Here is a 25962-nt window from a genome sequence, read left to right as displayed (position 1 = left end):
TCCCCTCGGGGAGGGGGCGGACCTCGTCAGAGGGCGTTGAGCTTGCGCGGCGCGTGTTCGCTCCGCGCGCTCGACTTCAGGGTGAACGTGAAGGCCGTCCCCTGCTCCCTCGATGAGGACACGTCGATCGTCCCGCCATGGGCTCGGGCGATCTCCGACACGATGTACAGCCCGAGCCCCAGGCCGGTGCGCGGATGGCCGGCGGGCCCCCGCCGGTAGGGGCGGAAGAGCAACGGAACCATCTCGGGAGGGATGGGCGTGCCGCGGTTGGTGACCGTCAGCACCACGCCGTCCTCCGTGCGCCGCAGCCAGACGTCCACGGGCTCGCCGGGCTCGCCGTGCTCGAGCGCGTTCGCCACCAGGTTCGACAGCAGCTGGCCCACGCGCTCACAGTCGCAGAGGACTCCCATGCACTCGTCGGCGACGAACCGGATGGTGCGTTCGGGGTGCGCGCTCTCCAGCTCGGAGACGATGTGCCGGAGCGAGACCGCCAGGTCGTCCACGGGTGACATCGAGAGGCTGATTCCACCTCCCAGCTTCGCCCGGGCGAAGTCCATCACGTCGTCGACGAGCCTCGACATGCGCCGGCTGCTCTCGCGGATCCGCCGGACGACCTTGTGCTCCCGCTCGGAGAGCTGAGCGCGCAGCAGCGTGTCCGCGCCCAGGGTCACGGAGGAGAGCGGATTGCGCAGGTCATGGCCGAGCACGGCGATGAACTGTTCGCGCAGCTCCGCGGTCTGCTGCTCGCTCAGCAGCTGCTCGCGCGTCGCGCTCTGGCGTTCCTCCGCGTCGAGCTGGTGGGCGATGAGGTCCGCGAAGAGCTTCATCATCGCCAGGATTCTCGGTTCCGTGAGCTTCGCGGGCAGCGGATCGAGCGCACAGACGTTCCCGAAGTACGCCCCGTTCTTCAGGAAGATGGGCACCGCGATGTAGCTCTCGAAGCGGTACATCTTGGGAGTCCGATGGTCGCGGTAATGAGGATCCTGGCTGGCGTGGTTGATGATGATGGGGGTGAGGGAGTCGCGAACCTCGCTGCACAGCGTGGTCGCGACCTCGAGGCTGTCGCCGGGCTTCAAGCCAAAGGCGATCTCATCGTGCACCGCGCACGCGGTCCAGGTGTCCCGGGTGACGCGCGCGACGAGCGAGAAGCGAAGGCCCGTCGTCTCCGTCACGACCCGCAGGATGGTGGGGACGGCCTCCAACCGGGAGATCGCCTCGACGTCGGATTCGATGGAGCGGGCCATGTGAGCAAGCGGGGCGAAGTGAGCGACGGAGACCCAGCGCCCCCGTTTTAGCTCGCCCAGGACTTCAACGCGCATCCGGAAACCGAAAGTCACGGCTCCTGTGTGGAGTGGCGGGCCAGGGTACGAGCGGTCGGCCTCCTCTCGAACACAGTCCAGATGAAACGTCGGCTCCGGAACGGGTGCCCGGGCCCCGACGTGACGTTTCCCCTGACGAGCAGGAGAAATCGGTGCATGCGCCATGCACTGCCCCTCCTCATGCTCCTGCTGTTGGTCGCCTGCCCCCGCTCGCGGCAGCCCGAGCCTCGCGATTCCGGGGAACCCCCGTCGCACACGGCGCCGGAGGGGGAGCTCCCGCCGGATGAGCGCACGGAGCAGAGGAGCGCCGACGTCTCGGAAGAGACGGGAGGGACCGGGGACACCGCCGAGTCTCAAGGCGGCACGTCTGGGAAGAAAACGCCACGGCGGGCAGCCAAGAAGGCCAACGGAGCCACCGACGCCAGCCCGGAGTTTCCCTGGCCCCCACCCGCCCCCAGCACCTCCACCGTCATTCCAGGCAACCTCCTGCCATCGCCCACCCCGGAGAGCACGCTCGGGCAGGTCGCCGATCACCTCTCGAAGGCCCTCCAGGCCCAGGGGTACGTCGAGATGGCCTGGTTCCGGGTTCCCCAGGGCTTCGCGCTCGTCACCCAGCTCGAGCACATCCGGGAGGACGGAACCCCCGTTCCTCCTCCCGATCGATGGGGGGACAGGCTCAAACCCGCGAGGATTCGCAGCCTGAGGGACTATCTGCGCGGCCTGTTCGTGGCGCCCGAGGGCCGGTTCCGGCTCATCGTCTTCCTGGTCACCAGCGCCACCGTGTCCCTCGGAGAGCCAGCCGAGCGCGAGAAGGCCATGGCCTGGTTGTCCTCGGGCTCGCTCGTCCTGGATCGCACCACGGGAGCGCAACCCTATACGTCGAATCACAAAGCGCAGGTGCTTATCTATGAGTTCGAGAAGCCCTCCACCTCGGCCCAGGCGAACCTCGTCAAACCCAGTGCACTCACGGCGTTGGAACACCTGAAGGCCGCGGGAATCACCAACGCGCTCCAAGGTGCACCATGAGCAGCACCGCCTCGACCACCCACGGCAGTACCCCCTTCCCCTCTCTCCCCGAGCAGCGGCGCTCCGGACGCAGGATGAGCCTCACCCGCTGCCAACGCCGCCTGCTCCTCGTCTGGTACATGGGCGCGGCCCCCGCCTTCCTCGTGCTGATCATCCAGACGCTCACGAGCTTCTACGAAGGTCATGGGCAGAGCCCGAACGAGGTATGGGGCTGGTTCCTGCCCACCTTGATGCCGACCCTGCTCCTGGTGACCGGCGTCGTGGCCAAGGAGGCACGCAAGCCCCATTCCCAGGAGCAGACCGTCGAGCGTTACTACTTCCGTCTGGCCTTCTGGCTCTCCGTCTCCTACCTCTTCGTGGTGAACGTCGTCCTGTTCGCCATGCCCCTGCTCAGGCAGCTGCAGGGCTCCGAGAGCATCATCGGCTACCTGACCAAGAGCAGCCTCTTCCTCGGGCCCTTCCAGGGACTGGTCGGCGCCGCCATGGGAGCCGTGTTCACCTCGGCGAAGTGAGGAGTGTCCACTCCGGAAGAAGAGAAACTTGTGGCGGCCCCCGGGAGAAACACAGGATGCACCCCGGTCTCATGAAGGGACCGTCTCATTGGAGAAGGACGGGTGGTCATGCGTTCGACGTCTCGGATTCGCACCGTGGGTGTGCTCGCCGCGCTGATGTTCCTCGCGCCGGCCTGCAAGCGTGACAGCACGGAGGCCAAGGGCCCCGAGGCCCCCCCGGCGGGTGGAGCCGCCTCGGGCGTGAAGATCGCCCTGCTGCTGCCGGAGTCGAAGACCGCCCGCTACGAGACCCATGACCGTCCGCACTTCGAGCGCAAGGTGAAGGAGCTGTGCGCGAACTGTGAGATTCTCTACAGCAACGCGGACCAGGACGCCTCCAAGCAGCAGAACCAGGCCGAGGCGGCGCTGACCAACGGGGCCAAGGTGCTGGTGTTGGACCCCGTGGACTCGGCCTCGGCCGCCGCCATCGTGACGCGCGCCCGGCAGTCCAAGGTGCCCGTCCTCAGCTACGAGCGCCTCATCCTCAACGCGGACGTGGACTACTACATCTCCTTCGACAACGAGAAGGTGGGCAAGCTCCAGGCCCAGGCGCTGCTCGACAAGCTCAAGGCGGATGGCAAGGGCAGCGGCTCCATCGTCATCATCAACGGCTCGCCCACCGACAACAACGCCAAGCTCTTCAAGGCGGGCGCGCACTCGGTGCTCGACGGCAGCGGCCTGCAGGTGGGTGCCGAGTACGACACCCCGGACTGGAGCCCGGACAAGGCCCAGCAGCAGATGGAGCAGGCCATCACCTCGCTCGGCAAGGACAAGATCGTCGGCGTGTACGCGGCCAACGACGGCACGGCCGGTGGTGCCATCGCCGCGATGAAGGCGGCCGGTGTGTCGCCGCTCCCGCCCGTCACCGGGCAGGACGCCGAGCTGGCCGCCATCCAGCGCATCCTCTCGGGTGAGCAGTTCATGACCGTCTACAAGGCCATCAAGGCGGAGGGGGAGATCGCCGCCGAGGTCGCCGTGGCGCTGGCGCGCGGCAACCCCCTGCCCCCCGGCCGGGTGAACGGCAAGGTGAACAACGGCGCCAAGGACGTGCCCTCCATCCTCCTGCCCGCGCAGGTCGTCACGAAGGACAACGTGAAGAGCACCGTCGTCGCCGACGGGTTCTGGACGACCGCGCAGATCTGCGAGGGCTCCTACGCGAGCGCTTGCGCCTCGGCGCAGCTCACGCCCTGAGGTCCACCGCTGGCGCGCCCTCCTACCTGGCCTCGCGGGCCAGGGCGAGGGCGCCCAGCACCCCGGCGCGATCTCCCAAGCCGGGCGGGACGATGTACGCGTCGATGTGCTCGAGGATGGCGGGCGACTGGATGTAGCCGTTGAGCAGTCGCACCACCTCGGAGCGCACCAGTGGGAAGAGGTGCCGCTGCGCCATCACCCCTCCGCCGACGATGAGGCGCTGGGGCGAGAGCGTGCAGATGTAGTTCATCAGGGCGAGCGCGATGTAGTGCGCCTCGAGCGCCCAGGCGGGATGCTCGGCCGGCAGGGTCTCCGCGCGCTGGCCCCAGCGCTTCTCCAGGGCCGGGCCGGACGCCAGCCCCTCGAAGCAGTCGCCGTGGAAGGGACAGCCCCCGGGGAAGGGATCCGCCTGGAGGTCGTGAGGCAGGCGGAAGTGGCCCATCTCCGGATGGAGGAGGCCGCGCATCAACCGGCCGTTGATCAGCCCGCCCCCGCCGATGCCGGTGCCGATCGTCAGGTAGACGAACGTGTCGAGCCCCCGGGCCGCGCCCCAGCGGTTCTCTCCGAGCGCCGCGCCATTCACGTCGGTGTCGAAGCCGACCGGGACGTTCAGGGCGCGCCGGAACGGTCCGGCCACGTCCGCGTTCCTCCAGCCCGGCTTGGGCGTGGAGGTGATGAAGCCGTACGTCGGTGAGTCCGGGTGGAGGTCCACCGGACCGAAGGACGCGATGCCGATGGCGGCCAGGGGGCCCCGCTCGCGCGTCTGCGCCTGGAAGAACGCCAGGGCCTGACCGACCGTCGCCTCGGGCGTCGTGGTGGGGATGCGCACCTCGGCCCGGATGTCGTCCGGTCCCGTCCCCACCGCGCACACGAACTTCGTCCCTCCCGCTTCGATGCCACCCCACAGTGCCGTCACATCACCCTCCTGCTCGAGGCCTGTTCCCACTCCGAACGCAGCAATCCCCACACCTGCTGGTCCTTGCGCTTGCCGTCAATGAGGTAGTGCTCGCGCATCACGCCCTCCAGTTTGAAACCCAGCTTCCGCGCCACGCCCTGCGAGGCGAGGTTGTCCGCCGCCGTGGTGAGCCAGACGCGGTGGAGGAAGGGCCACTCGAAGAGGCGCTCCAGCACCCTGGCCACCGCCCGCGTGCCGATGCCCCGGCCGTGGTACGCGCTCGAGAGCATGTAGCCGATCTCCACCCGCCCCTGGAAGCGCGACAGCTCCCGCGCGGCCACCGTGCCGATGATGCGTCCGTCGAGCTCCACCATCCACCGGAAGCTCGTGGCCTTCGGGTCGGACAGGTCGCTGGTCGACGAGCGGAGGCGCTCGAGCAGCGACTCGCGCGTGGCGGGCTCCAGCGGCATCAGGGCACGCGAGACGGGCTCATCTCGCATGGCCATCCACACGTCCACGTGCTCGGGCAGGGCGGGGACCAGGCGGAAATCGGGTGTCATGGGGCGCCACTGTAACGCCCGGACGGCCGGAGGGCAGGCAAGTCGCCATGCCGCCGAGCGACCTGCCCGGCGAGCCGCCGCTGCACGCAACGGGGACACGCCTCAGCTTCCGGCCACAGCGGCACACACGAGACAAGGGGAAGACGCCATGACGAAGACGAAGCTTCTGCTGACGGGGCTCCTCGCGGGCGCGGTGGCCTTCGGTACCGCCTGCAAGACGGACCAGGGCGCCACCACCGGCACGGACACCACCACCGCCCCGAATCAGACCCCCCCACCGCCTCCGAGTACCGACACCGACACCGGCGGCTCGGGCTACGACAACCCGGAGCGCGGCCAGGACGTGAACCCGCTGCCCGACGAGGGCACGCGCGAGCGGGAGCCGGGCGTGCACCAGGGGGACACCCATGCCCCCGCGGGCAACCCGGGTCTCGAGCCGGGCCCCCTGGGCGAGGAGCGCGACCTGAGCAACGAGACCGGCGAGGAGCCGAACAACCCGGGCTCCCAGTCCCCGCAGCCCATCAATGACAATCCCGAGAGCGGGGAGGACGGCACGTCTCAGCAGCCGCGGCCGTAGGCTCCCTACGCGGGAGCGAGCCGGCTCCAGAGGTCGCGCGCCTCGTCCAGGTCCACCGCGCGGAACCTCACCGGCGCTCCCGGCCTGCGAGCGGCCAGACTGCCCCAGTCCGCGCGGATGACCACCGCGAGCACCGGGTAGCCGCCCATGGTGGGATGGTCCGGCCCGAGCACGATGGCCTCTCCCGAGGATGGCACCTGGATGGCGCCGCGCACCATCGGTCCGGACAGTCCCGAGCCCGCGTCGGCCTGCGGCAACCTCGGCCCGTGCAGCCGCATGCCCACACGGTCGCTCGAGTCCGACACGGTGAAGGTGCCATCCAGCAGCACCTCCGCCGCGCCCGCGCCGAAGAAGCCCAGGTCCGGCCCGAGCACCACGCGCACCTCGGACTCCAGCGACGGCGCCGTGCCCGTCGTCTCCACCCGGGCGCCACCTCCAGGCCCGAGCGGCAGCACGTCCCCGCGCTTGAGCAAGCGGCCCTCGAGACCGCCGAACCGCGCCACCGGCAGCGTGCCCCGCCCGCCGAGCACCTCGGGCACGGCGAGCCCGCCCTCCACGGCCACGTAGCGCACCACCGCCCCATCGGGCGCCGGCACCGAGACGCGCCCGCCGTCCTCCACCTGGAAGGCCCGGCCGTCCACCGACACCCACGCGCTCCGCCCGTGCAGCCGCAGCTCCAGCCGCCCGTAACACTCCAGCGCCGCCGCGCTCCACACGTTGCCCACCGCGCGATTGGCCGCGGCCAGCCACTCGGGCACCAGCGCGCCGCCGGGTGGCACCCCCTGGTGCATGCTGCCCGCGCGTCCCCCGTCCTGCACCAGCACCGCCCCGCCGACGTCGAGCACCTCCCACGTTGCGTCCATGTCAGTCCACCCGCTCGAAGAGCACCCGGTCACCGAGTCCCAGCAGCGCGCCGGAGTCGGGCCGGAAGGCGGTGAAGTCCACGGCGGTGGCGATGAGGTTCCACCCGCCCGGCGAGGCGAACGGGTAGATGCCCGTGCGCTGTCCGGCGAGCCCCACCGAGAGCGCCGGCACACGCGTCCTCGGCGTGGAGAGCCGGGGCACGGCGATGCGCGCATCCACCTCGCCCAGGTAGGCGAAGCCCGGGAGGAAGCCCACGCTGCGCACCGTGTACTCGCGCGAGGCGTGCAGCAGCGCCACGTCGTCCACCGACAGGCCCACGTTCTCGGCCACCGCCTCCAGGTCCGGTCCGTCGTAGCGCACGCGCACGGTGACGAGCGGCCGCTTCTCCACCACCGCCGGACTCGCGGTCAGCCGGCCCAGCACGTGCCGCGGATCCTCGGGCGGAGCCGCGGGGTCGAAGTACACGCAGGCGTGCGCCTCGCCCACCACCACATCCACCACCCGGGGATGGGCCTTCAACGCCTCCAGCACGGCGCGCCGCTCCAGCCGCGCGGGCAGCACGAGCCGCAGCGCGGCCTCCCCGAGCGACTCGGTGCGCAGGGAGAGCACGTCCAGCACCTCGCGCACCTCGCGGGCCATCTCCACCGCGCCCGGCGAGTCCCCGTGCACGCACAGCGTGTCCACCGTCCCCTCCAGCACCAGGCGCAGCGCGTTCTCCCGCGCCAGGGAGGGCTCGCTCAGCACCGCGCCCGGCTGCCCGCGTGGAATCAGCGAGCCATCTGGAAGCGTCCCCCGGTCCGCGAACCCCTCGCGCGCGTAGGCCAGCCCCACCGCCCGGGCCGCCTCGCGCAGCGCACCCGCGCCCGGACCGATGAAGGTGACCCCCGGGCCCAGGGACTTGACGATGCCGTCCACCACCGCGCGCGCGAGCGCGGGCTCGCGGTTGGCCGCGTGGTACAGGGCCCCGTGCGGCTTGGCGTAGCGCACGGGCACGCCCACCTCGGAGGCCAGCATCGTCAGCTCGGCGCACTGGGCGGCCACCTGGGCACTCAGCACCTCGGGAGCCACCGACAACTCCCGCCGCCCGAAGTGCTCACGGTCCACGAAGGAAGGATGCGCTCCGACCCGCGTCCCATGGCGCGCGCACGCGTGGAGCGCCCGACGCATGGAGCGCTCGTCCCCCGCGTGCCCGCCACAGGCGATGTTCGCCACCTGCGCATACGTGTAGAGCCGCTCGTCCTCGTCGGGCAGCTCGCCCAGGTCGATGTTGAGGAGGCATGGGGCCATGGACGCCGCACGCTACCCGAGCAGTCCTCCCCGCGCAGCCTCTCAGAGGGCGAGACGCTCCCCGGGTGACGCCCTGTGACTCGGAGTGAGGGAGCACCGGGGGCGCGGGGATTGAAATAAAGCCCGCGAGGGTCCGTCAGAAGCGGCGTTCACGAAACCGTGATTTGAACTTCAGGGGATACCCACCATGAACCGAATGAACCGCCTGTCTTCCGCCCTGGTCGCCTCCCTCCTCTTCTCCGGAGGCGCGTACGCGCAGGGGTGGAACAACCAGCACGAGCGCGCGCAGGACCGCCGGGAAGTGCGCCAGGACAAGCGCGAGATGCGGGACGACCGTCGCGACGTGGCGGAGCTGGAGAACGTGCTGACGCGCTTCGACCGGGCCTATGCGCGCCGGGACGAGGGCGACATGCGCGATGTGGAAGACCGGCTGCGCCAGCTGGTGAGGGCGGAGCTGGCCGAGAGCCAGAACGAGCTGGAGGCGGACAAGGCCGAGGTGCGGAGGGACGGCCGGGAGGCGCGCTCGGACCGGTGGCAGGGCCGGGGAGAGTACAGGGATGACCGCCGCGATCGGCGGGACGACATCCGGGACGTGCGCGTGGAGAAGGCCTCGCTGTCGGCGCGCATGAGCATCGCCCGGGAGCTGTCCACGCTGGTGGGCAGCCGGAGGCCGTCGGACCTGAACCGCACGCGCACGCTCATCACGCAGCTCATCGACCTGGGCCGGCAGGAGATGAGGCAGAACAAGCAGGAGCTGCGCGAGGACAAGCAGGAGCTGCGCGAGGACCGGCGCCAGCGCCGCTACTAGAAGAACCCCCTCTCCCCCTGGGAGAGGGCCGGGGTGAGGGTCTTCCGCGCCCCACCCCGGGTCCCGCCGCTCGCTAGAGAGGAGGCAGGGACTTGCGGACGCTCTCGCGAGCCTCCATGCGCGCGACCCAGGCCTTCACGTGGGGGAAGGGCTCGAGGTCGACACCCATGGGGGTGCGCAGCAGCAGGGCGGAGACGAGGGAGAAGTCGGCGATGGTGAGCTTGCCGCAGAGGTACTCCCTGCCGGCGAGCGTCTTCTCCAGCACGCCGAGGTCGCGGCGGACCTTCTCCATGCCGGCGGCGTACTTCGCCTCGTCCTTCGCGCGACCCATGAACTTCGCGTAGAGGGTCTCACCCATCACCTCGCCGGTGGAGGGGGCGAAGGTGGTGGCGTGCCACTGCAGCCACTGCTGGACCTGGGCCACGCCGCGCGCGTCGGTGGGCAGCAGCCCGCTCTCGGGCTTCTTGGCGGCCAGGTAACAGAGGATGGCGTTGGACTCCCAGAGACAGAAGCCGTCGTCCTCGAGGGTGGGGACCTTGCCGTTGGGGTTCCTGGCGAGGAAGTCGGGCGCCTTGTGCTCGCCCTTCATCATGTCGACGGTGACGAACGTGACGGGCAGGCCCAGCTCGTACACGAGGGCGCGGACCTTGAAGGCCGCGCTGGACATCGGGTGCTCATAGAGCTTCATGGTGCTACTCCTGGGGGTAGGGATGCCCTGGAAACGGGCGCGCTCCCTATGCCAGATCGCCCGGGCGCGTGTCCCGGCGGAGTGGGGACCCCCGTTTCCCTGAAGGTCCGGGCCCCCACCATTCCCGCCGCTTATGCGCGGAGCCAGAGGGCCGCGGAGCTTCCTCCCCCTCACTCCACGTAGGGAACCACCCCCCGTCCCCAGAGGGAAGAAGGCACGGGGTACTTCTTCACCCGGTGTCCCGACTGCTGCCGTCAAGGGGGTGGATATTCCCAACCTCCCCGGGTCCGTCGGGCACCCGACTTTACAGGGCGATGACCGTCTTGTATCAATTCATCAACGCGCTCTCAGAATCCTGGGGGCGTGGGCTCGAGAACCGGATGCAGTGGGGGCCGGTTCTCGAATCCAAGAAACCCGAAGCCATACGAAAAGCTCGCGATGGGACGGGCACGGGTCGACATGCGCGCTCCTGCCGTCAACTCGCAGTGGAGGCTGTTGATGAGAGTGCAGCGGATGGTGCTACCGCTCTCGCTCGCCCTGATGGGCCTGAGCGGGTGCAATGTGTATGACCGGTGGAGCGGTACGGAGTTCAACGCCGGTCCGATCGATGTGACGAACTTCCCGGCCGACTATCTGGGCAGCGGGGGCAACCGTCAGATCGCGGGCCTCGGCGCCTTCCAGGCCAAGCTGGCCTCGGCCGGTGAGCAGCGCGTGGAGTACTTCCTCTTCCAGCTGCCGACCACCCTGCGCACGACGGCGGGCCTGGCCAACGCGCTCACGCTGCGCAGGGGCGCCACGGCGGTCCAGGCCACCCCCAGCGCCTACGTGTTCGACGGTTGCGATGCGCCCGCGAACTATGCGTTCGACCTCGAGCGCGACGGCATCAACATGGGCGAGCAGGGCACCATCTTCACCCGGCTGCCCACCGCCACGTACGCCACTGGTGCCACGCCGACATACTCCTACGTGCCCATCGTCTCGAAGGTGCAGGTGACGTCCAACGGCGTGGCCTGCCAGCAGCTCAAGAGCGAGGAGGCCGTGGTGGCCAGCCGCGAGGTGGTGGTGCCGCTCACCGCCCCCGTCAACGGCAAGATGGTCGGCATCCCCGACAGCACCTACCACGCCTATGCCGTCATCGATCCGGGCTCGGGCGTCTACCACGCCGAGGACCTGGTCTCCGCGGATGACGAGTCGCTCCCGCTGACCGGCGTCGGCATCCAGAAGTGGGGTTGGTACAACCAGTACCTGCTGGCCTACATCGACGGTGGCCAGGTCCCCACCACCACGACGACCAACAGCGCCGGTGCCGAGGTCGTGAGCATCGTGACGCAGAAGCTGTACTACCCGGTCTCGGGGGCCCTGGGCGCGGGCGAGGACGTGCTGCAGGCCGCGCGCGGCCAGCCCGGCTACTCGCCGGTGTGCAAGGTCTACACCTACGACCCGGGCGCGGCGACGGAGCTGCCCACGAGCGCGGCCGAGATCGAGGCGGACTATGCCGCCACCATCAAGGCCGTGACTGGCGCTAGCAGCCTCGTCTACTGCCTCCAGGCCGAGAACCAGGACCAGTAACGAGAGCGCGGGAGAGAAAAGAACATGAAATTCAAGAATCAGAAGTGGTTGTCCCTCGCCCTCGCCCTCGCCATCACCGGTCCGGGCACGGCATTCGCCGCCGGCGAGCTGAACGGCCGCATCAACGGCAAGCTCCTCGAGTCCGGCACCAAGGCGGCCCTTCCGGGCGTCAAGGTGACCATCTCCTCGCCGGCCCTCATCGGCGGCTCCAAGGAGATCGCCACCGCCAATGACGGTTACTTCGAGATCGCCAACCTCCCCCCCGGTGAGTACACCGTCGAGTTCAGCATGGAGGGCGTCAAGCCCCTCAAGCGCAAGCTCACGGTGCGCCAGGGCGAGACCAGCCCGCTGAACCTCCAGTGGAACGTGGAGTCGGCCGCCGAGGAGACCATCGTCGTCGAGTACGAGGCTCCTCCGACCCGCCCCGACACCACCCAGTCCGGCACGGTGCTCTCTTCGTCCGGTCAGTCGAAGGTCGCCTCGGGCCGCAGCTACCAGAACGTGGCCCAGCAGGTCGCGGGCGTGAGCGGTGGTGCCAACCCGGACGTGCGCGGCGCCACCTCCATCATGAACCGCTACCTGGTGGACGGCATGGACATCACCGATCCGGTGACGAACACGTTCTCCGCCAACATCAACTTCGACTCCGTCGGCTCCTTCGCCGTCCTCACCGGCGGTATGGAGGCGAAGTACAACTCGATGGGCGGCGTGATCAACCTCATCACGAACGGTGGTTCGGATGAGTTCCACGTCGACGCGTCGTTCTACGGCAACCACTACAAGCTGGCGGCGCCGGCCCAGTACGGCTCCAACCTGTACGAGGGCTACCGTCCGTTCGACCCGACGATCCGCCCGCCGACCCAGGGCGCCCAGGGCAACATCAACGTCAGCGGCCCCATCCTCAAGGAGAAGCTCTGGTTCAACGTCTCCTACCAGTACACCAACAACCAGGCCTCCGTGCCGTCGGGCCCGCCGCTCAACCTCCAGGCCCCCAACCGCGAGTTCATCGGTCACTACCTGCGCGGTAAGCTGACGTTCGCCCCCGGCTCGCACAGCCGCCTCACGCTGTCCGCCTCGTCCGACCCGGCCACCATCGCCTACGCGGACAACAGCAGCGCCACGGCGAACTCGACCACGCCGTTCGCCAGCCGCCTGCAGAAGCAGGGTGGTGCCTTCGGTACCCTCATCTGGGAGTACTTCCCCACGGATGACGTGACCTACAAGGCCCAGGTGGGTGCGCAGCAGAACACCATCGAGTCCGGTCCCCAGGGCCAGATGGGCAACCTCGACCTCGAGGCCATCCGCAACGCCTACAACGACCAGACCCTGACGTACGACCCCAACCGTGCGCGTCACCTCAACCGTGACGACGGCAGCTCCTGGTACAACACCGCCTCGCGCTCGGCCGATGCCCGCTACACGGCGATGGCGGACCTCTCCGCCACCAAGCGCGCCACCATCTTCGGCCAGCGTCACGAGGCCGAGGTCGGCTTCCAGGGCCGCGTGGTCCGCCGCGACTACTCCCAGTCGCTCCCCGGCGGCAGGAACTACACCGACCGCGGCGGTGGCGCGGGTGAGGCCGGCCTGTGCGTCGACAACGGCGACGGCACGTTCTCCGGTGGCTGCTACCAGTACGTCGAGACCCCGGACTTCAGCACCGTCGAGCAGGGCCTGGGCCTCGGCTTCTACGTGCAGGACCGCTACAAGCCGACCGACTGGCTCACCATCCTGCCCGGTCTGCGCTTCGACTACGGCGTGACCCAGGACGCGGACAACCGCATCGTGTCGCAGCTGGCCGGCTTCGGTCCCCGCCTCGGTGCGGCGCTCGACGTGACGCGTGACCAGAAGACCGTCCTGTCGGCCTTCTACGGGCGCTCCAACGAGACGCTGTCGCTGCTCTCGGCGGCCAACTCCTCGTCCGGTCCGATCTCCACCACCTACCAGTACAACGCCACCACGAAGGCGTTCGACAAGCTGTACGAGACGGGTGGTCCGGGCGGCACCCTGGTGGATCCGAAGAACCACACCGCGCCGCACTCGGACGAAATCATGGTGAGCCTGCGCCGCCAGGTGCTCAAGGGCACCAGCATCGGCGTCGAGTACACCTACAAGCACCTGCAGAACATCTGGGACGCGGTCGAGACCAACGTGCTGTGGGATCCGACCGGTACGCGCGTCATCGGCTACCGGGATCCGAGCAAGGGCGTGGTCTACCAGTTCACCCGTCCGGACGATAACTGGGTGAAGTACCAGAGCGTCGACCTCATCCTGGACGGCCGTCCCACGCCGGAGATCGAGTTCTACGCGGCCTACACGCTGTCCTTCCGCTACGGTCCGGGCAACGAGTCGATGGGCCAGCTGGGCACCGGCATCGGCCAGTACGACAACGTGCGCCAGAAGCAGTTCTACACGGGCTACGCGCTGGGCGACACGCGGCACCAGATCAAGTTCACCGGCTCGTACACGTGGAAGGGCCTGAGCATCGGTCCCAGCATCAGCTTCGCCACGGGCACGCCGCTGGCCAAGCGCTACAACTCCGCGGACGACGCCGTCACCGGCTACATCCTGCGCTCGCCCGTGGGCACCACCCCGGGCACTGGCAACGACCCGAAGCAGATCACCGAGTTCCGCCTGCCGGACGTCCTGGTGGTCAACGCCCGCGCGACCTACGACTTCTCGGAGCTGACCGGCCAGAAGATCAGCCTCATCGCGGACGCGTTCAACCTGTTCAACTCGGCGAGCGCCACCGGTATCCGCCGCGACGACGGTCTGAGCAACCCGAACAACTTCGGCCTCGTGTCCTCGCGTCAGCAGCCGCTGCGCGTGCAGCTGGGCGTGCGCTACCAGTACTAGCCACCGCCCTCCATCCGGCGGCCTGGACGTAGCGGGCCGCCGAGTGGTGTGACAGACGCCCCTTCCCCGCGTTCCGGGGAGGGGGCGTTCGCATTCGTGGCCCCCGGGCATGCTGGCAAGCGCCACCTGGAGGACAAGCGCCGGGCCCGCTCAGCAGCCGGGCGGACACTGTGGCGACCGCGCCCTCGACGCGGAGGATGGATTCCTCCCCAGGGCCGGTATTCTGTGCCCCTGCCCATGTCCTCCAAGCCCTCCCTTCGTCAGGTCCTCGCCAGCCCGCGTGCATGGCTCCTCGTGGCGCTCGGCTTCGCCTCCGGTCTGCCCCTGCTGCTCGTGGGTGGCACCCTGTCCGCGTGGATGACCAACGAGGGCGTCAACCTGAAGACGATCGGCGTCTTCACCCTGGTGGCCTCGCCCTACACCTTCAAGTTCATCTGGGCGCCCCTGATGGACCTCAAGGCGCTGCCCTTCCTGGGCCGGCGGCGCGGGTGGATGCTCGTCACGCAGCTGGGCCTCATGGGCGCCATCGCGGCCATGGGCACCGTCAACCCCAAGGACTCGCCGCTGGCCATGGCCAGCCTGGCGCTGCTGGTGGCCTTCCTCTCCGCCAGCCAGGACGTCGTCTCCGACGCGTGGCGCACCGACACCCTCTCCGCGGAGGAGCGCGGCTTCGGCGTCGCCACCTTCGTCATGGGCTACCGCTTCGGGATGATCGCCGCCGGCGCCGTGGCCCTCAGCCTCTCGCAGTTCATCGGCTGGCCGCGCACCTACTGGCTCATGGGCGCCCTCATGCTGGTGGGCGTGGTGGCCACGCTGCTGGCCCGCGAGCCCCAGGGCCAGCGCCCCCCGCGCACCCTCACCGAGGCCGCCGTCGTCCCCTTCTTCGACTACTTCCGCCGCAACGGCGCCGTGCTCGCCCTGCTCTTCCTGCTCCTCTACAAGCTGGGCGATGCCATCGCGGGCGGAATGACGACGCCCTTCTTCCTCAAGCTGGGCTTCTCCAACCTGGAGGTGGGCGCCATCAGCAAGGGCGTGGGCATGGGGGCCACCATCGTGGGCGCGCTGTTCGGCGGCGTGCTGCTGGCGAAGCTGGGCACGCGCCGCAGCCTCTTCATCTTCGGCGCGCTCCAGGCCCTCACCAACCTCACGTACCTGGCGCTCGCGCTGGTGGGCAAGCACCACCTCATGCTCGCGCTGGCCATCTGCACGGACAACCTGTGCGGCGGCATGGCCACCACGGCCTTCGGCGCCTTCACCATGTCGCTGTGCAACAAGCGCTTCAGCGCCACCCAGTTCGCGCTGCTCTCCGCGCTGGCCAACCTGGGCAGCCGCATGCTCACCGCCACCTCCGGCTACCTGGCCGAGTGGATGGGCTGGGCCGGCTTCTTCGGCCTCACCGTGGTGCTCGCCCTGCCCGCGCTCGTGCTGCTGGGCTTCCTGCCCGAGGGCATCGCCGCCCCCGTGGAGGAGCCGCCCGCACCCGAGCCCACCGCGCCCTCGGAGCCCGCCGCCGCCACCGCCGTGGCGCGCTGAGCGTCAAGGGGTTCACGCGACGTCCACTGTCTGACAAGGTTCCGGGTGGCCTTTCTTCCACCCGGAGCTTCCATGGCACGCCGACCCGGTCCGCCGAGCCTCTTGTGCGCCGCGCTCCTGCTGGGCGCGTGCAGGCCGAGGCCCGCCGAGCCCCCGCCCCCCGCCGCGGTCGCCGCGCCGGCCCCCACTCCCGCCCCGGCCGCCTCCGGGGCACCCGTCCGCATCACCGGCCTCAGCCTCTCCCTCCTCGAGCCCGTGCCCCCGGAGCACTGCCGGTGGGTCCGGCTCGGACTGGAGGGCGCCCGCGCGGAGCTCTTCACCTTCGAGGGGGCATGCGAGCGCGCCCAGCTCTCGTGGAGCCATGACGGAGGCAAGGGCGCCGTGCTCCTGGCGTCCCACGTCGAGGCCCCCGAGCGCGCGTGGGTGGTGGACTTCGCCTCGGGCCAGGGCGTCGAGCTCGCGCTGCCCTGGCTCGGCCACACCACGGACCTCGGCTTCGACCCCGAGGGCCACCCCGTCGCGCTCGTCTCCCCCGAGGGGTTGCCCACCACCGCCGAGGGGCGGCCCGTGGCCCGCGCCTTCCTCCACGAGGGCGATGGCTGGCGGCTGCTCGAGACGCTGGAGCTGGCCTCCTTCGGGCCTTCCACCTCGCGCGACGACCCCGAGGCCCTCCGCGCGACGGTGACGGTGGAGCGCGGCAGCGATGACCTCGCCGCGCTCGGCAACGCCTTTCCCCATAAGCGCTCCGGTGGAGATGGCGAGTGGGTCCTCGCGCGGACTCCGGGCGGTCCGCTCTTCTCGTGGAGGGCACGGGCCGGGCAGCCCGACTCCTGCATGCCCCTGAGCTGGTACGAGGGCTCCCGGATCACCGAGCCCGAGCGCCTCGCGCTTCCCGCCGAGGCCTGCTTCCAGCTCTACCTGCGTGAGGACGTGCTCCTCGTGTCCAGCGAGGAGGCCGCGCGCCTCTACGACGTGAAGCGGCACAAGTGGCTCGCCTCGGCCGACAAGGCCCTCGCGGCGCGCTTCTGGCCCCCGGTCCTGGTCACCGCCGCCAGCCCCTTGCCTTGAGGCAGGGGTGACGGGAGAGGCTCCCCTTCCCGCCTGCCCTCCTGCCGGACTCCCGGGCCACGTTGCCGCCGGACGGGGGCATCATGACCGTTGGTCTTCAGGAGGCATTCCACCATGGCCAACCAGGACAGACCCCCTCCCCCGCAGCCCGCCGAGGACATGTTCGGACGTCCCACGGATCCGCGGCACGAGAAGGAGGAGGGGCAGCCCACCCGCGAAGAGCAGGGTGCCCATCGACGTCCCCAGCACGCCAGCTCGGACGAGTCCCGCGAGCCCGCCAAGGGAGAGCCCGAGAAGTAGCTACCTGCAGGCCGGGTCCAACAGCTCGGGCCGGTACTCGAAGTGCATCGTGTCATAGTGGTACCAGCGCCCGCCCCAGATGAAGCCCTCGGCCTCGAAGGCGTCCACGATGGCCTGGGGAATCCGGTTGGCCCAGCGCACCGGCTCCTTCGGCTTCGCCCACTCCCAGTAGTGCGAGCGCTTCACGTTCACGTCGATGGAGATGCCGTAGGAGTGCGCGCTCTGCCGGTTGGTTTGGGCGATGTTCCGCCACACGAAGGTGCCTCCCAGGTTCATCAGGTACGGCCGCAGCGAGGGCTCCCGCTTCACCGCCTCGTCGAGCCGCTTCGCCACGCGCGCGAAGGCCGGCGCCACCTTCCGGTGCACCTTCAGCTTCTGTCCCAGGAAGTCGATGTCCACCACGTCCACGTGCGCCTGGGTGTCGCCGTAGGTCGCGTGGAAGAGCGCGTCGAACCGGATGCGCCCCGGGTCCTCGTTCTCGCGCGTCACCGGAGTGATGGGCCCGGGGACGTAGGGAATGGAGAACGTGTCCTCCAGGTCCGGTGAGGCCAGCTTCTCCTCGAAGGACTTCTGTCGTCCGTCGTCCCACGGGTACGTGGCCCCCCCGAGCTTGAAGTGCCACGCGCCGTCCACCTTCACCGGCTCCACCGGGTACCACTTCGACAGGCACGCCAGCGCCCGAGGAGGAGCCTCCTCGGCCCGGGCGAAACCTCCGAGCGCGAGGGAGAGCAGCACGCACGGGAGGCGCGGAACCCGGCGATTCGTGACGGCGAAAGGCATGGCGCCATGGTGGCACACCCGCGCCTCCGCGTGCCCCGTGGTGGTGGGGTATGGTCCTTCCATGCGCGTGGCCCTGCTCGTGAGTCTCCTGCTGCCTGGCCTTGGCGTGGCGGCGGAGCCCTACGTTCCCCCCGCGGCCATTGAAATCGCCGGGTACTCGGAGAAGCCCCTCTGCCCGAGGGGCGTCGAGGACGACCCGGACACGGAGGAGGATGAGTCGATCGAGCCGGACTGCCCCGCACTGCGCGGCAAGTCGCTGCGCGAGCTGTCCATCCTGCGCAACACCATCTTCGCCCGCTATGGCTGGGCGGGCTTCCGCAAGACCTGGCTGCGCGAGCACTTCAAACAGCAGCCCTGGTTCAAGCCCAACCCGAGCTTCTCCTACAAGCTGCTCTCGGACGTCGATCGCGTGAACGTGCAGGCCATCGCCCGCCACGAGATGAGCCTCACCTACCAGGACCTGGAGGAGAGGCGGGACACCCTCCTGGCCAAGGCCGGCAAGTGGTGGGGCGATGCCCCGACGTACGAGGACGCAAAGGGCCGCGACCTTCCCTCCTGCGACCCGAACGACTTCATGGCGGCGGACGCCGAGCAGAAGGTCATTCGCTACGAGTTCTCCGAGGTCGAGAAGGAGATCGTCAGCTCCAAGGACTGCACGTACCACCGCTCGCTGGCCAGTTCCCAGCCCTCGGCCCCCCGTGCGCCGGACTTCAAGAAGCTCGAGCCCCAGGAGCGCATCGAGCTGGGCCTGCTCAGCCGCGCCATGGGGAGCTTCGCCTCGGACGACGCCTCGCGCGGAGAGCTGGAGAAGTCCCTGGACGAGGTGCTCTCGCTCAAGGAGCTGCGCGAGCTGTCGCTGCGCGACCTGCGCCTGCTGCGCAACACCCTCTACGCGCGGCGCGGACGGCCCTTCAAGTCGCCGGTGCTGCAAAAGCACTTCGCGCACATGCCCTGGTACAAGGCGGACCCGGACTACACGGATGCGCGCCTCACGAAGAACGACCAGCGCAACGTGAAGCTCATCCAGTCCGTGGAGAAGGAGCTCGGCGGAGCCCTGAAGGACGAGGACTTCCTCATCCCCAACCCCGAGCACCGCAAGGACCCGCCCGACCCCGGCTTCATCTCCGGGGCTTGATGAGCCCCTGACCGCCCCGGGTGGGCGGAACCGAGAGAGACGAACAGCACGCGCCGCACCGGGCTCCGGTCAGCGGATGAGCACCCGTCCGCCCTGGAGCCGCACCTCGCTGCCCAGGTCCTCGGAGAGGCTCTGGAGGAGCTGTGCCACGCCCAGGTCGTCCGAGCGCCGGGGAGGCTCGCGCAGACCAGCCTGGAGGGGCACGGCCTCCACGTCCACCGCCGCCCCCGCGTCGTCGATGCGGAAGCGCAGCACGTAGGCGTCACGCTCGTCCGTGCAGCCGCAGGCGAAGGCCAGGTTGCCCAACGAGTACGCGATGATGCCTCGCCCGTGCCGCTCGATTCCCTGCGGCGTGTGCGGACCGTGTCCCAGTACCGCCGTGGCTCCCGCGTCGATGAGCTTCCCCGCCAGCCGGCGCTGCTCCTCCGTGGGCAGCAGAGAGCCCGTGAGGCCCCAGTGCAGCGACACCAGCACCACCTGGCCCGCCTCGCGCGCCTGACGCACCCGGGACTCCAGTGTGGACTCCTCTTCCGGAGACCAGTGCTCGGGCAACTCGCGCGCGATGAGGCGAAGCTTGTGGCCTCCGCGCTCCAGCTCCGCGTCCGTGGAGGAAGTGGCCGCCTGGATGCCCCGCTCGCGCAGCCGCGACACCGTCTCCGCGAGCCCCTTTTCACCCTGGTCCAGGGCATGGTTGTTGGCCAGGGAGACCACGTCCACGCGGCCCTTCAGCCACTTCGCCGCGAGGGGAGGCGCGTTGAAGCGCAGCGGCCCTGTGGGCCTGCCCCTGGCCGCGACTCCGGACTCGCGGCCGGACTTCGTGATGGGGCCCTCCAGGTTCACGAAGCGCACGTCGCCCTCGAGCAACCGGGACAGCGGCGCCACGTGCGCCTCGGTGGAGGGTGAACCCAGGTGCAGATCACCCGCCGCGGAGACGGTCACGGACGCGGCGCCCAGGCACAGCAGGAGAAGCCCGACCATGGGCCAAGCCTACCGTCAACGGATCTCCAATTCCTGGAAGACCACCCCGTCCAGCTCCAGGCGGTGCACCGCATCCACCAACCGCTCGCTGGCGAGGATGTTCGTCCACCCTTGCCTCAGACGAAAGACGTCGACATCCACGGGCAGGGAGGCGGCGTCGAGAATCATCCGTTCCGGGCGTTTGAGGGGCTCGTCTCCGCAGGTGGGGCAGCGCGGCTTGAAGTCGGGAGGCAAGCAGTCGGAGTGATAGAGCCCGTGCAGTTCGAGTTGAAGCTCGAGCAATTGCGGATGGCTCTTCTGCCGGAAGCGCACGTGGATGGGGCACCCCAGGAGGCCTCGGATTCCCGCCTCCTGGAGCCGCGCCAACGCCTCGCGACGCATGAAGAGCGTCCAGGGGTTCTGCATGTAGAGCTGGCCGAAATAGCCCGTTGCCGACCCCTCCACCGTGCCGAAGGACGTTCCCGGCTCCAACGGGGTCCCCTTGGGGGCCAATGGACGCACCAGCTCGCGCAACCGGTCGAACTCCGCGAGCGAGACCGGCCACGCCTCATCGAACTTCGCGCTCTCCGGGAGACCCGACACGTCCACACAGGGATAGTGGAGCCCCACCACACCACCCGATGCACCGCAGGCAGGGCACTTCTCCTTCACTCCCGGCAGTCCCCATCTGTGTCCGGCGTCCAGGTAGCCCGTGTAACGCGGCCCCAGGTTCCTCTCCATCAGATAAAACTTCACGTGTCTTGTTCCTCCGTTCTGCTCGGTACTCAGGGGGCGAGGAGTTGAGGACCCTCTGGGACAAGCGCACGACCGTAGGGTGAAATAGGACCCACGATGTCGAAGCGAAAGGCCAGCTCGAAGGCTTTGCCGAGCATCTCCGCCTGAGACACCTTGCGGTGCTGGTTGGCATTCATGAACTGCCGCCACGCTGCGTTCCACGCGCCACCGCGTCCCGAACCGCCGTGAATGCGCAGGTGTACGTGCTCAGGAATGACCATCGTCCACGCGTGGATGTCGATATCACTGTTCCTGAAGAACTTCCTGAACTCCGAGGCCTGGGGAAACAGGTGGTGCCTGATCAGCTTGCCTTGAAGCCTCGGGAAGGCTGGGAGGAAGCCTTCGCGGTACTGGAAGTGGAACGTCAGCCGGGGCCGGACGCCATCCCGAAGCCCCGCACGCCTCCAGTTGCGCTGGAAGCCGGGGCTACGAAAGGGAGGGCGATAACGCGCCAGTTCCACACCGTGCGACAGAGGCGGCGCCAGCGCCACCGCCTCCGGGTCCACGTCCTCGCAGCCGAAGACGCCGCACTCCCCTTCATCGCACGCGAGCACGATACATTGGTCGGCTTCCGGCTCCTCGCACGCGGAGGCATGCGCCGGCTCCCCGTCCGCATGCGTGGCGAGCGAAGAGGTAGCGCACGCGAACAGCAGCAGCGAGGCCAGGGATAGCGGCAGCAGGACGCGGAGCGGGAACAGCCTCGTCATACACCCCCCAGTGGGTGGGAACCCATGTCAGGACAGGCCCCTCCCGGCGGAGGAGCATGGCGCACCCGAGTGCCCGCTGTCAGCGGGGGTGGCCGGGACTCTCGAACCGGGCTGTGTTGACATCGGCGAGCCGCGGCCCATGCTCGCGAGCCGATGCGAATCCATCATCTGAACGGTGCGACGATGTGCATTCCCGCCAGCGGGCTGGTGCTGGGCCACGCGGGTGCGCGCATGGTGTGCCACTGCCTGCTCATCGAGACGAACGCGGGACTGGTGCTGGTGGACACGGCGCTGGGGCTGGAGGACATCCACGCCGAGTCCCACCGGAGCGTGCGCAAGGGCCTGGCGCCGCTGCGTCCGAAGCTGGACCCGGAGGAGACCATGGCGCGGCAGGTGGAGCGGCTGGGCTACCGGCGCGAGGACGTGCGGCACATCGTGCTGACGCACCTGGACTCGGACCACGCGGGGGGCCTGGCGGACTTCCCGCGAGCGAAGGTGCACGTGTACGCGAAGGAGCACGTGGCGGCGTCGGAGAGGCGGGCCTTCACGGAGCGGATACGCTACCAGCAGGTGCAGTGGGCCCACGGCGCGGACTGGAAGCTGTACGAGGCAACGCGGGGCGAGCGGTGGTTCGGCTTCGAGTGCGTGCGCCAACTGGAGGGCCTGCCACCGGAGATCCTCCTGGTGCCGCTGACGGGGCACACGCGAGGACACTGCGCGGTGGCGGTGGACCGGGGAGACACGTGGCTGCTGCACGCGGGAGATGCCTTCTTCTTCCGCGGCGAGGTGGACACGGAACACCCGCGCTGCCCCGCGGGACTGCGCCTGTTCCAGAACCTCATCCAGATGAACCGCCAGGAGCGGCTGCACAACCAGGAGCGGCTGCGCGAGCTGGTGCGGGAGCAGGCCGGCAAGGTGCGGGTATTCTGCGCCCACGACGAGGAGCAGTGGCGGCAACTGGCCGGCGACTCGGCCAGGACGACCGCAGCTACTTCTTCGGTGGCGTAGACACCTTCTCAAGGGCCGAGGCGAAGCTCTTGCGGCCCGGGTTGAGCGGCGCGTTCAGCTGACGCTGCTCGCGCACCGAGGGGATGGGGGACTCCATGGGGCCCTCGTGGGCCTCCTTGTCGAAGCGATCCTGTCCACCGCCCACGCGACGCAGGGACTGGGTGCCGTAGACGCGACGGTAAGGGTCTCTACCTGCCATGGCACTCCTCCAGGGTGTGGGGGAGATCATAGGCCGGACCGGCCCGGGCTTCCATGGGAGGCGGGCAGACAGTCAGCGGGAACCGCGACGAGAGGTCGTTCCCAAGGCAGGCGGGCGTCCACTTGCGCTCGGAGCATTTACGAGCGATCACCCCGCTATCGGGTACCCTGCACCAGGAAGCCCCCGCCACCTCGCATGTCCTCCTCGTCGACAGCTCCGCTCGCTCCCGAGTCGGCCCTGCTCCGCGTCGCGCCTCCCCCCGAGGAGTCGCCCGTGCGCCGCGCCGAGCTGCGCCTCAAGGAGCTCCTCGCCGAGATCGACTCGCTCGACACGGAGCTCGACTCGCTCAGCCTGGACCTGGAGCGATTCGCCCGCGCCTACGAGGACACCCTCTCCGCCTCCTTCGACGAGGTGAGCCGCTCCGAGCGGCTGCTGCGCCGGCTCCGCAACCTCCAGGACGCCGCCTCCGCCCTCACCCGACTCCTCGAACAGCCCGCGCTCCCCCCGTCCACTCCGCCCGAGCAGTCCTCGCGCACCGCCCCCGCTCCGGCCTCCGAGCGCCGAACCAGCGCCGCCAGGGACGACTCCTCGAAGCGCGCCTCCTTCGACGACGAAGACGAGGACGCGGACGCCTTCGAGGACGAGGACCCGCCCGAGGACGACGAGCCCTCCGAGGAGGACGTCCTGGCCGAGCGCGAGGACGAGGCGGTGGTCCTCAAGCGGCTCCATCGCCGGCTGGCCCGGCTGCTCCACCCGGACCTCGCGCAGTCGGACGAGGAGCGCACGCGGCTCGACTCCCTCATGGCCCGCGTCAACGTGGCCTACGAGGCGGGAGATCGCACCACGCTGGAGCTGATCGCCGCCAGGGTGGGCGCGGGCGACACCGCCGCGGACTCGCTCACCGACGAGGAGCGCCTGGCGCACCTCGAGCGCCGCATCCGCATCCTCTCCACCGCCGCCCACTCCCTGCGCCAGCAGCGCGAGAGCCTCCGCTCCACCGCCACCGCCCGCCTCCACGAAGAGGCCAAACGCCGCGAGGCCGAGGGCCGCGACTACCTCGCCGAGACCCGCGCGGAGATGGAGGAAGAGGTCCACGGACTCGCCCAGGACGCGCGCGCCCGCCTGCGCCAGCTCGAGCGCGCCGCGCGCACTCTCACTTCCCTGAGGAACAAGCGCATGTCCACGCTCGCCGAGAACGTCAAGGGCCGGAAGCTGCGCGCCTTCGACCCCGTGCAGGAGAGCCCCCTGGTGCGCCAGGGCGTGCTCCGCCTCGAGCGCCAGCGCGCCACGCCCGCCGCGCGCGAGCTCGCCCGCCGCCTCGAGGACGCCGTCACCCAGGAGCCCTGGCAGGTCGCCCTCACCCTCATGGCCTTCTTCGCCGAGGCCGCCGGCCGCCCGCCTCCGGGGCTCGACACCAGCGAGGCCTGGGCCGAGCGCTACGAGCTGCTGCGCGAGCTCGACATGCCGGACGCCCCCTCCTTCGACCAGGCCCTCACGCGGCTGCCGCGCCACCTGGAGCTCGGCATGCGCGTGATGAAGAAGGAGATCCGCTTCGGCCTCCAACTGCGCGAGGCCGAGCTGCTCGCCGCCGTGCCGCTGGCGCTCCAGCGCGCGGACGTGGCCGAGCGGGGCCGCTCGGTGCTCGCCGTCATCGGCCCCCAGGAGCAGTGCAAGCGCTGTGGCGAGGAGGTGCTCCTCCAGCACCTGCTGCGCACCCGCGGGCTCGACGAGCTCAACGGCATGCTGTGCCCGCTGTGCTCCCACGTGCAGAAGAGCTACTGGCTCTACAGCCGCTCCGAGGGCCAGGAGGCGCTGCTGCCCCATGCGCTGCGGCTCGGCACCATCGTCGAGCAGGGCCTGCGGCTCGCGGGCACCACCATCGGCTTCCAGCTCCTCCCCGAGGAGCGCGAGGCCCTCACCGTGGCCCAGCTGCGCCAGCGTTTCGTGGACCTGTACCTCCAGCCCTATGGCGTGGAGTTGGACCCCTCGCACGTGCGGCTCGTCCAGGGAGGCAAGGAGCTCGACGGGGAGACGCGGGTGGGCCGGGGCGCCATCACGCTGAAGCTGGCGCCCGAGGCCGGTACCTCCGAGAAGGAAGTCCTGGAGCTGCTGCGCTCGCGCATCGAGCGGCGCTTCCGTCCCGACTCCTCCAAGTGACAGGATGCGCTCCCCCGCCTCGCGGAGGACCTGCCGTGCGGCCTCGGGAACGTTATCCTCTGGCCGCCCGTAGACAGGGCAGTCCGTAGGGAAACCATTGATGACTTCGAGCCCCCGCCCCACCCCCGTGCCGAGCCACCGCCTCTCCGTCGCTCCGATGATGGACTGGACGGATCGCCACGACCGCTACTACCTGCGCCTCATCTCCAAGCGCACGCGGCTCTACACCGAGATGGTCACCACCGGCGCCATCCTCCATGGCGACAAGGCGCGGCACCTCGACTACTCCCCGGAGGAGCATCCGCTCGCCCTGCAGCTCGGAGGCAGTGAGCCGGAGCAGCTCGCCGAGTGCGCCCGCATCGCGGAGCAGTGGGGCTACGACGAGGTGAACCTGAACGTCGGCTGCCCCTCGGACCGGGTGCAGAACGGCATGTTCGGCGCGTGCCTCATGGCGAAACCGGACCTCGTGGCCCGCTGTGTCGAGGCGATGCGCGGCGCCACCCGCCTCCCCGTCACGGTCAAGCACCGCCTCGGCATCGACGACCTGGACTCGTACGAGCTCCTCACCCACTTCGTGCGCACGGTGCACGCAGCGGGCTGTGACACCTTCATCGTGCACGCGCGCAAGGCGTTCCTCCAGGGCCTCAGCCCCAAGGAGAACCGCGAGGTTCCCCCGCTGCGCTACGACGTGGTGCGGCAGCTCAAGACGGACTTCCCCCACCTGACGATCGTGCTCAACGGCGGCGTGAAGTCGCTGGCGGAGACGCGCGCGCACCTGGAGTGGGCTGACGGCGTGATGATCGGCCGCGAGGCGTACCAGAACCCCTACATGCTGGCGCTCGCGGACTCGCGGGTGTTCGGCGAGGAGGCCCCCGCGCCCACCCGGCGCCAGGTGGTGGAGGCGCTGATGCCCTACGTCGAGGGGCTGCTGTCGCGCGACGTGCACCTGTCGCGCGTCACGCGTCACATCCTGGGGCTCTTCGCGGGACAGCAGGGCGCGCGAGGCTGGCGGCGGGTGCTGAGCGAGCGCGCGTGCCGGGCCGGAGCGGGGATGGAGGTCCTCCGGGACGCCCTCGCCCAGGTACCGGCGCACGTGCTCGACGAGCCACCGGTCCCCGTGTCCGCCGCGGCGTGA

Annotated in this window: 25 protein-coding genes; 14 read left to right on the top strand and 11 right to left on the bottom strand. The window is 69.8% G+C overall.

Features of this window, described 5'->3' with window-relative positions; translation table 11 throughout:
• Positions 1–26 precede the first annotated feature (26 nt).
• A complete protein-coding gene (locus JRI60_RS02340; protein WP_204224177.1) occupies positions 27–1244 on the bottom strand; it encodes a GAF domain-containing sensor histidine kinase in 1218 nt (405 codons plus the stop codon).
• A 231-nt stretch (positions 1245–1475) separates the two neighbouring features.
• On the opposite strand from JRI60_RS02340, the gene JRI60_RS02335 reads away from it, so the two are divergent.
• From JRI60_RS02335 to JRI60_RS02325, 3 genes are all read left to right on the top strand, one after another.
• On the top strand, positions 1476–2345 hold the full coding sequence (locus JRI60_RS02335; protein WP_204224174.1) for a hypothetical protein: 870 nt from the start codon (positions 1476–1478) through the stop codon (positions 2343–2345).
• Positions 2342–2857 (top strand): hypothetical protein, encoded by a 516-nt coding sequence (locus tag JRI60_RS02330; RefSeq protein WP_204224172.1) that lies wholly within the window; start codon positions 2342–2344, stop codon positions 2855–2857. Before JRI60_RS02335 ends, JRI60_RS02330 begins: the two co-directional genes overlap by 4 nt.
• 108 nt (positions 2858–2965) lie before the next feature.
• The gene (locus tag JRI60_RS02325; RefSeq protein ID WP_204224170.1) at positions 2966–4087 is read left to right on the top strand and encodes an ABC transporter substrate-binding protein; all 1122 of its coding nucleotides are present in this window, start codon (positions 2966–2968) and stop codon (positions 4085–4087) included.
• A 22-nt stretch (positions 4088–4109) separates the two neighbouring features.
• Here the strand turns inward: JRI60_RS02325 and JRI60_RS02320 are convergent, their stop codons facing one another.
• Complete coding sequence (locus JRI60_RS02320) at positions 4110–5003, bottom strand: ROK family protein (RefSeq protein ID WP_204224168.1); 894 nt, start codon at positions 5001–5003, stop codon at positions 4110–4112.
• Entirely contained in the window at positions 5000–5542 is a 543-nt protein-coding gene (locus tag JRI60_RS02315; RefSeq protein WP_204224166.1) for a GNAT family N-acetyltransferase, read from the bottom strand. The genes JRI60_RS02320 and JRI60_RS02315 overlap by 4 nt, the downstream gene beginning before the upstream one ends.
• 148 nt (positions 5543–5690) lie before the next feature.
• Here JRI60_RS02315 and JRI60_RS02310 point away from each other — a divergent pair, with 148 nt between their 5' ends.
• The gene (locus JRI60_RS02310; protein WP_204224164.1) at positions 5691–6119 is read left to right on the top strand and encodes a hypothetical protein; all 429 of its coding nucleotides are present in this window, start codon (positions 5691–5693) and stop codon (positions 6117–6119) included.
• A 5-nt stretch (positions 6120–6124) separates the two neighbouring features.
• On the opposite strand, the gene JRI60_RS02305 is transcribed toward JRI60_RS02310, so the two are convergent.
• Together JRI60_RS02305 and JRI60_RS02300 are read right to left on the bottom strand one after the other, a co-directional pair.
• Positions 6125–6982 carry a biotin-dependent carboxyltransferase family protein gene (locus JRI60_RS02305; protein WP_204224162.1) on the bottom strand — a complete coding sequence of 286 codons (858 nt, stop codon included), beginning with the start codon at positions 6980–6982 and terminating at the stop codon, positions 6125–6127.
• Position 6983: 1 nt separating this feature from the next.
• Positions 6984–8270, bottom strand: coding sequence for a LamB/YcsF family protein (locus JRI60_RS02300; RefSeq protein ID WP_204224161.1), 1287 nt, complete (start codon positions 8268–8270; stop codon positions 6984–6986).
• A 187-nt stretch (positions 8271–8457) separates the two neighbouring features.
• On the opposite strand from JRI60_RS02300, the gene JRI60_RS02295 reads away from it, so the two are divergent.
• Positions 8458–9078 (top strand): hypothetical protein, encoded by a 621-nt coding sequence (locus JRI60_RS02295; RefSeq protein WP_204224160.1) that lies wholly within the window; start codon positions 8458–8460, stop codon positions 9076–9078.
• A 73-nt stretch (positions 9079–9151) separates the two neighbouring features.
• On the opposite strand, the gene JRI60_RS02290 is transcribed toward JRI60_RS02295, so the two are convergent.
• Positions 9152–9766 carry a glutathione S-transferase family protein gene (locus JRI60_RS02290; RefSeq protein ID WP_204224159.1) on the bottom strand — a complete coding sequence of 205 codons (615 nt, stop codon included), beginning with the start codon at positions 9764–9766 and terminating at the stop codon, positions 9152–9154.
• 498 nt (positions 9767–10264) lie between these two features.
• Between JRI60_RS02290 and JRI60_RS02285 the strand changes: the two genes are divergently transcribed.
• The 5 genes from JRI60_RS02285 to JRI60_RS02265 all read left to right on the top strand — a co-directional run bounded on the left by JRI60_RS02285 (position 10265) and on the right by JRI60_RS02265 (position 17089).
• Entirely contained in the window at positions 10265–11335 is a 1071-nt protein-coding gene (locus JRI60_RS02285; RefSeq protein WP_204224158.1) for a hypothetical protein, read from the top strand.
• A 24-nt stretch (positions 11336–11359) separates the two neighbouring features.
• Positions 11360–14188, top strand: coding sequence for a carboxypeptidase regulatory-like domain-containing protein (locus JRI60_RS02280; RefSeq protein ID WP_204224157.1), 2829 nt, complete (start codon positions 11360–11362; stop codon positions 14186–14188).
• A 237-nt stretch (positions 14189–14425) separates the two neighbouring features.
• The gene (locus JRI60_RS02275; protein ID WP_204224156.1) at positions 14426–15721 is read left to right on the top strand and encodes an AmpG family muropeptide MFS transporter; all 1296 of its coding nucleotides are present in this window, start codon (positions 14426–14428) and stop codon (positions 15719–15721) included.
• Between the two features lie 72 nt (positions 15722–15793).
• On the top strand, positions 15794–16789 hold the full coding sequence (locus JRI60_RS02270) for a hypothetical protein (RefSeq protein ID WP_204224155.1): 996 nt from the start codon (positions 15794–15796) through the stop codon (positions 16787–16789).
• Between the two features lie 114 nt (positions 16790–16903).
• Positions 16904–17089, top strand: a complete 186-nt coding sequence (locus JRI60_RS02265; protein ID WP_204224154.1) for a hypothetical protein — start codon at positions 16904–16906, stop codon at positions 17087–17089.
• Here the strand turns inward: JRI60_RS02265 and JRI60_RS02260 are convergent, their stop codons facing one another.
• A complete protein-coding gene (locus JRI60_RS02260; protein ID WP_239470302.1) occupies positions 17090–17869 on the bottom strand; it encodes a M15 family metallopeptidase in 780 nt (259 codons plus the stop codon). It abuts the gene before it with no gap.
• Positions 17870–17930: 61 nt separating this feature from the next.
• Here JRI60_RS02260 and JRI60_RS02255 point away from each other — a divergent pair, with 61 nt between their 5' ends.
• On the top strand, positions 17931–19004 hold the full coding sequence (locus tag JRI60_RS02255; protein WP_204224153.1) for a YARHG domain-containing protein: 1074 nt from the start codon (positions 17931–17933) through the stop codon (positions 19002–19004).
• 69 nt (positions 19005–19073) lie between these two features.
• Here the strand turns inward: JRI60_RS02255 and JRI60_RS02250 are convergent, their stop codons facing one another.
• Genes JRI60_RS02250 through sitA6 form a run of 3 tightly spaced genes read right to left on the bottom strand, consistent with a single transcriptional unit; the run spans position 19074 to position 21463 of the window.
• Positions 19074–19982: a CapA family protein gene (locus tag JRI60_RS02250; protein WP_204224152.1), complete on the bottom strand. Its 909-nt coding sequence runs from the start codon at positions 19980–19982 to the stop codon at positions 19074–19076.
• Between the two features lie 15 nt (positions 19983–19997).
• Positions 19998–20717 (bottom strand): SitI6 family double-CXXCG motif immunity protein, encoded by a 720-nt coding sequence (gene sitI6, locus JRI60_RS02245; RefSeq protein ID WP_239470301.1) that lies wholly within the window; start codon positions 20715–20717, stop codon positions 19998–20000.
• A 29-nt stretch (positions 20718–20746) separates the two neighbouring features.
• Positions 20747–21463: a SitA6 family polymorphic toxin lipoprotein gene (sitA6, locus tag JRI60_RS02240; protein ID WP_204224151.1), complete on the bottom strand. Its 717-nt coding sequence runs from the start codon at positions 21461–21463 to the stop codon at positions 20747–20749.
• Positions 21464–21616: 153 nt separating this feature from the next.
• Here sitA6 and JRI60_RS02235 point away from each other — a divergent pair, with 153 nt between their 5' ends.
• Positions 21617–22471 carry an MBL fold metallo-hydrolase gene (locus JRI60_RS02235; RefSeq protein ID WP_204224150.1) on the top strand — a complete coding sequence of 285 codons (855 nt, stop codon included), beginning with the start codon at positions 21617–21619 and terminating at the stop codon, positions 22469–22471.
• On the opposite strand, the gene JRI60_RS02230 is transcribed toward JRI60_RS02235, so the two are convergent.
• Positions 22452–22670: a hypothetical protein gene (locus JRI60_RS02230; protein WP_204224149.1), complete on the bottom strand. Its 219-nt coding sequence runs from the start codon at positions 22668–22670 to the stop codon at positions 22452–22454. The genes JRI60_RS02235 and JRI60_RS02230 overlap by 20 nt on opposite strands.
• A 195-nt stretch (positions 22671–22865) precedes the next feature.
• Here JRI60_RS02230 and JRI60_RS02225 point away from each other — a divergent pair, with 195 nt between their 5' ends.
• Both JRI60_RS02225 and dusA read left to right on the top strand, forming a co-directional pair.
• Positions 22866–24827: a molecular chaperone DnaJ gene (locus tag JRI60_RS02225; protein ID WP_204224148.1), complete on the top strand. Its 1962-nt coding sequence runs from the start codon at positions 22866–22868 to the stop codon at positions 24825–24827.
• 100 nt (positions 24828–24927) lie between these two features.
• Complete coding sequence (dusA, locus tag JRI60_RS02220; RefSeq protein ID WP_204224147.1) at positions 24928–25962, top strand: tRNA dihydrouridine(20/20a) synthase DusA; 1035 nt, start codon at positions 24928–24930, stop codon at positions 25960–25962.

Origin of the sequence: Archangium violaceum (assembly GCF_016887565.1) — a bacterium.
In the GTDB taxonomy this organism is placed as follows: Bacteria; Myxococcota; Myxococcia; order Myxococcales; family Myxococcaceae; genus Archangium; species Archangium violaceum_B.
This window is presented reverse-complemented; position numbering and strand designations above follow the sequence as displayed.

Coding starts and splice junctions, on each gene's coding strand:
- JRI60_RS02340 (WP_204224177.1), bottom strand. CDS start 1,244: ATGGCCCGCTCCATCGAATCCGACGTCGAGGCGATCTCCCGGTTGGAG.
- JRI60_RS02335 (WP_204224174.1), top strand. CDS start 1,476: ATGCGCCATGCACTGCCCCTCCTCATGCTCCTGCTGTTGGTCGCCTGC.
- JRI60_RS02330 (WP_204224172.1), top strand. CDS start 2,342: ATGAGCAGCACCGCCTCGACCACCCACGGCAGTACCCCCTTCCCCTCT.
- JRI60_RS02325 (WP_204224170.1), top strand. CDS start 2,966: ATGCGTTCGACGTCTCGGATTCGCACCGTGGGTGTGCTCGCCGCGCTG.
- JRI60_RS02315 (WP_204224166.1), bottom strand. CDS start 5,542: ATGACACCCGATTTCCGCCTGGTCCCCGCCCTGCCCGAGCACGTGGAC.
- JRI60_RS02310 (WP_204224164.1), top strand. CDS start 5,691: ATGACGAAGACGAAGCTTCTGCTGACGGGGCTCCTCGCGGGCGCGGTG.
- JRI60_RS02305 (WP_204224162.1), bottom strand. CDS start 6,982: ATGGACGCAACGTGGGAGGTGCTCGACGTCGGCGGGGCGGTGCTGGTG.
- JRI60_RS02300 (WP_204224161.1), bottom strand. CDS start 8,270: ATGGCCCCATGCCTCCTCAACATCGACCTGGGCGAGCTGCCCGACGAG.
- JRI60_RS02295 (WP_204224160.1), top strand. CDS start 8,458: ATGAACCGAATGAACCGCCTGTCTTCCGCCCTGGTCGCCTCCCTCCTC.
- JRI60_RS02290 (WP_204224159.1), bottom strand. CDS start 9,766: ATGAAGCTCTATGAGCACCCGATGTCCAGCGCGGCCTTCAAGGTCCGC.
- JRI60_RS02285 (WP_204224158.1), top strand. CDS start 10,265: ATGAGAGTGCAGCGGATGGTGCTACCGCTCTCGCTCGCCCTGATGGGC.
- JRI60_RS02280 (WP_204224157.1), top strand. CDS start 11,360: ATGAAATTCAAGAATCAGAAGTGGTTGTCCCTCGCCCTCGCCCTCGCC.
- JRI60_RS02275 (WP_204224156.1), top strand. CDS start 14,426: ATGTCCTCCAAGCCCTCCCTTCGTCAGGTCCTCGCCAGCCCGCGTGCA.
- JRI60_RS02270 (WP_204224155.1), top strand. CDS start 15,794: ATGGCACGCCGACCCGGTCCGCCGAGCCTCTTGTGCGCCGCGCTCCTG.
- JRI60_RS02265 (WP_204224154.1), top strand. CDS start 16,904: ATGGCCAACCAGGACAGACCCCCTCCCCCGCAGCCCGCCGAGGACATG.
- JRI60_RS02260 (WP_239470302.1), bottom strand. CDS start 17,869: ATGCCTTTCGCCGTCACGAATCGCCGGGTTCCGCGCCTCCCGTGCGTG.
- JRI60_RS02255 (WP_204224153.1), top strand. CDS start 17,931: ATGCGCGTGGCCCTGCTCGTGAGTCTCCTGCTGCCTGGCCTTGGCGTG.
- JRI60_RS02250 (WP_204224152.1), bottom strand. CDS start 19,982: ATGGTCGGGCTTCTCCTGCTGTGCCTGGGCGCCGCGTCCGTGACCGTC.
- sitA6 (WP_204224151.1), bottom strand. CDS start 21,463: ATGACGAGGCTGTTCCCGCTCCGCGTCCTGCTGCCGCTATCCCTGGCC.
- JRI60_RS02235 (WP_204224150.1), top strand. CDS start 21,617: ATGCGAATCCATCATCTGAACGGTGCGACGATGTGCATTCCCGCCAGC.
- JRI60_RS02230 (WP_204224149.1), bottom strand. CDS start 22,670: ATGGCAGGTAGAGACCCTTACCGTCGCGTCTACGGCACCCAGTCCCTG.
- JRI60_RS02225 (WP_204224148.1), top strand. CDS start 22,866: ATGTCCTCCTCGTCGACAGCTCCGCTCGCTCCCGAGTCGGCCCTGCTC.
- dusA (WP_204224147.1), top strand. CDS start 24,928: ATGACTTCGAGCCCCCGCCCCACCCCCGTGCCGAGCCACCGCCTCTCC.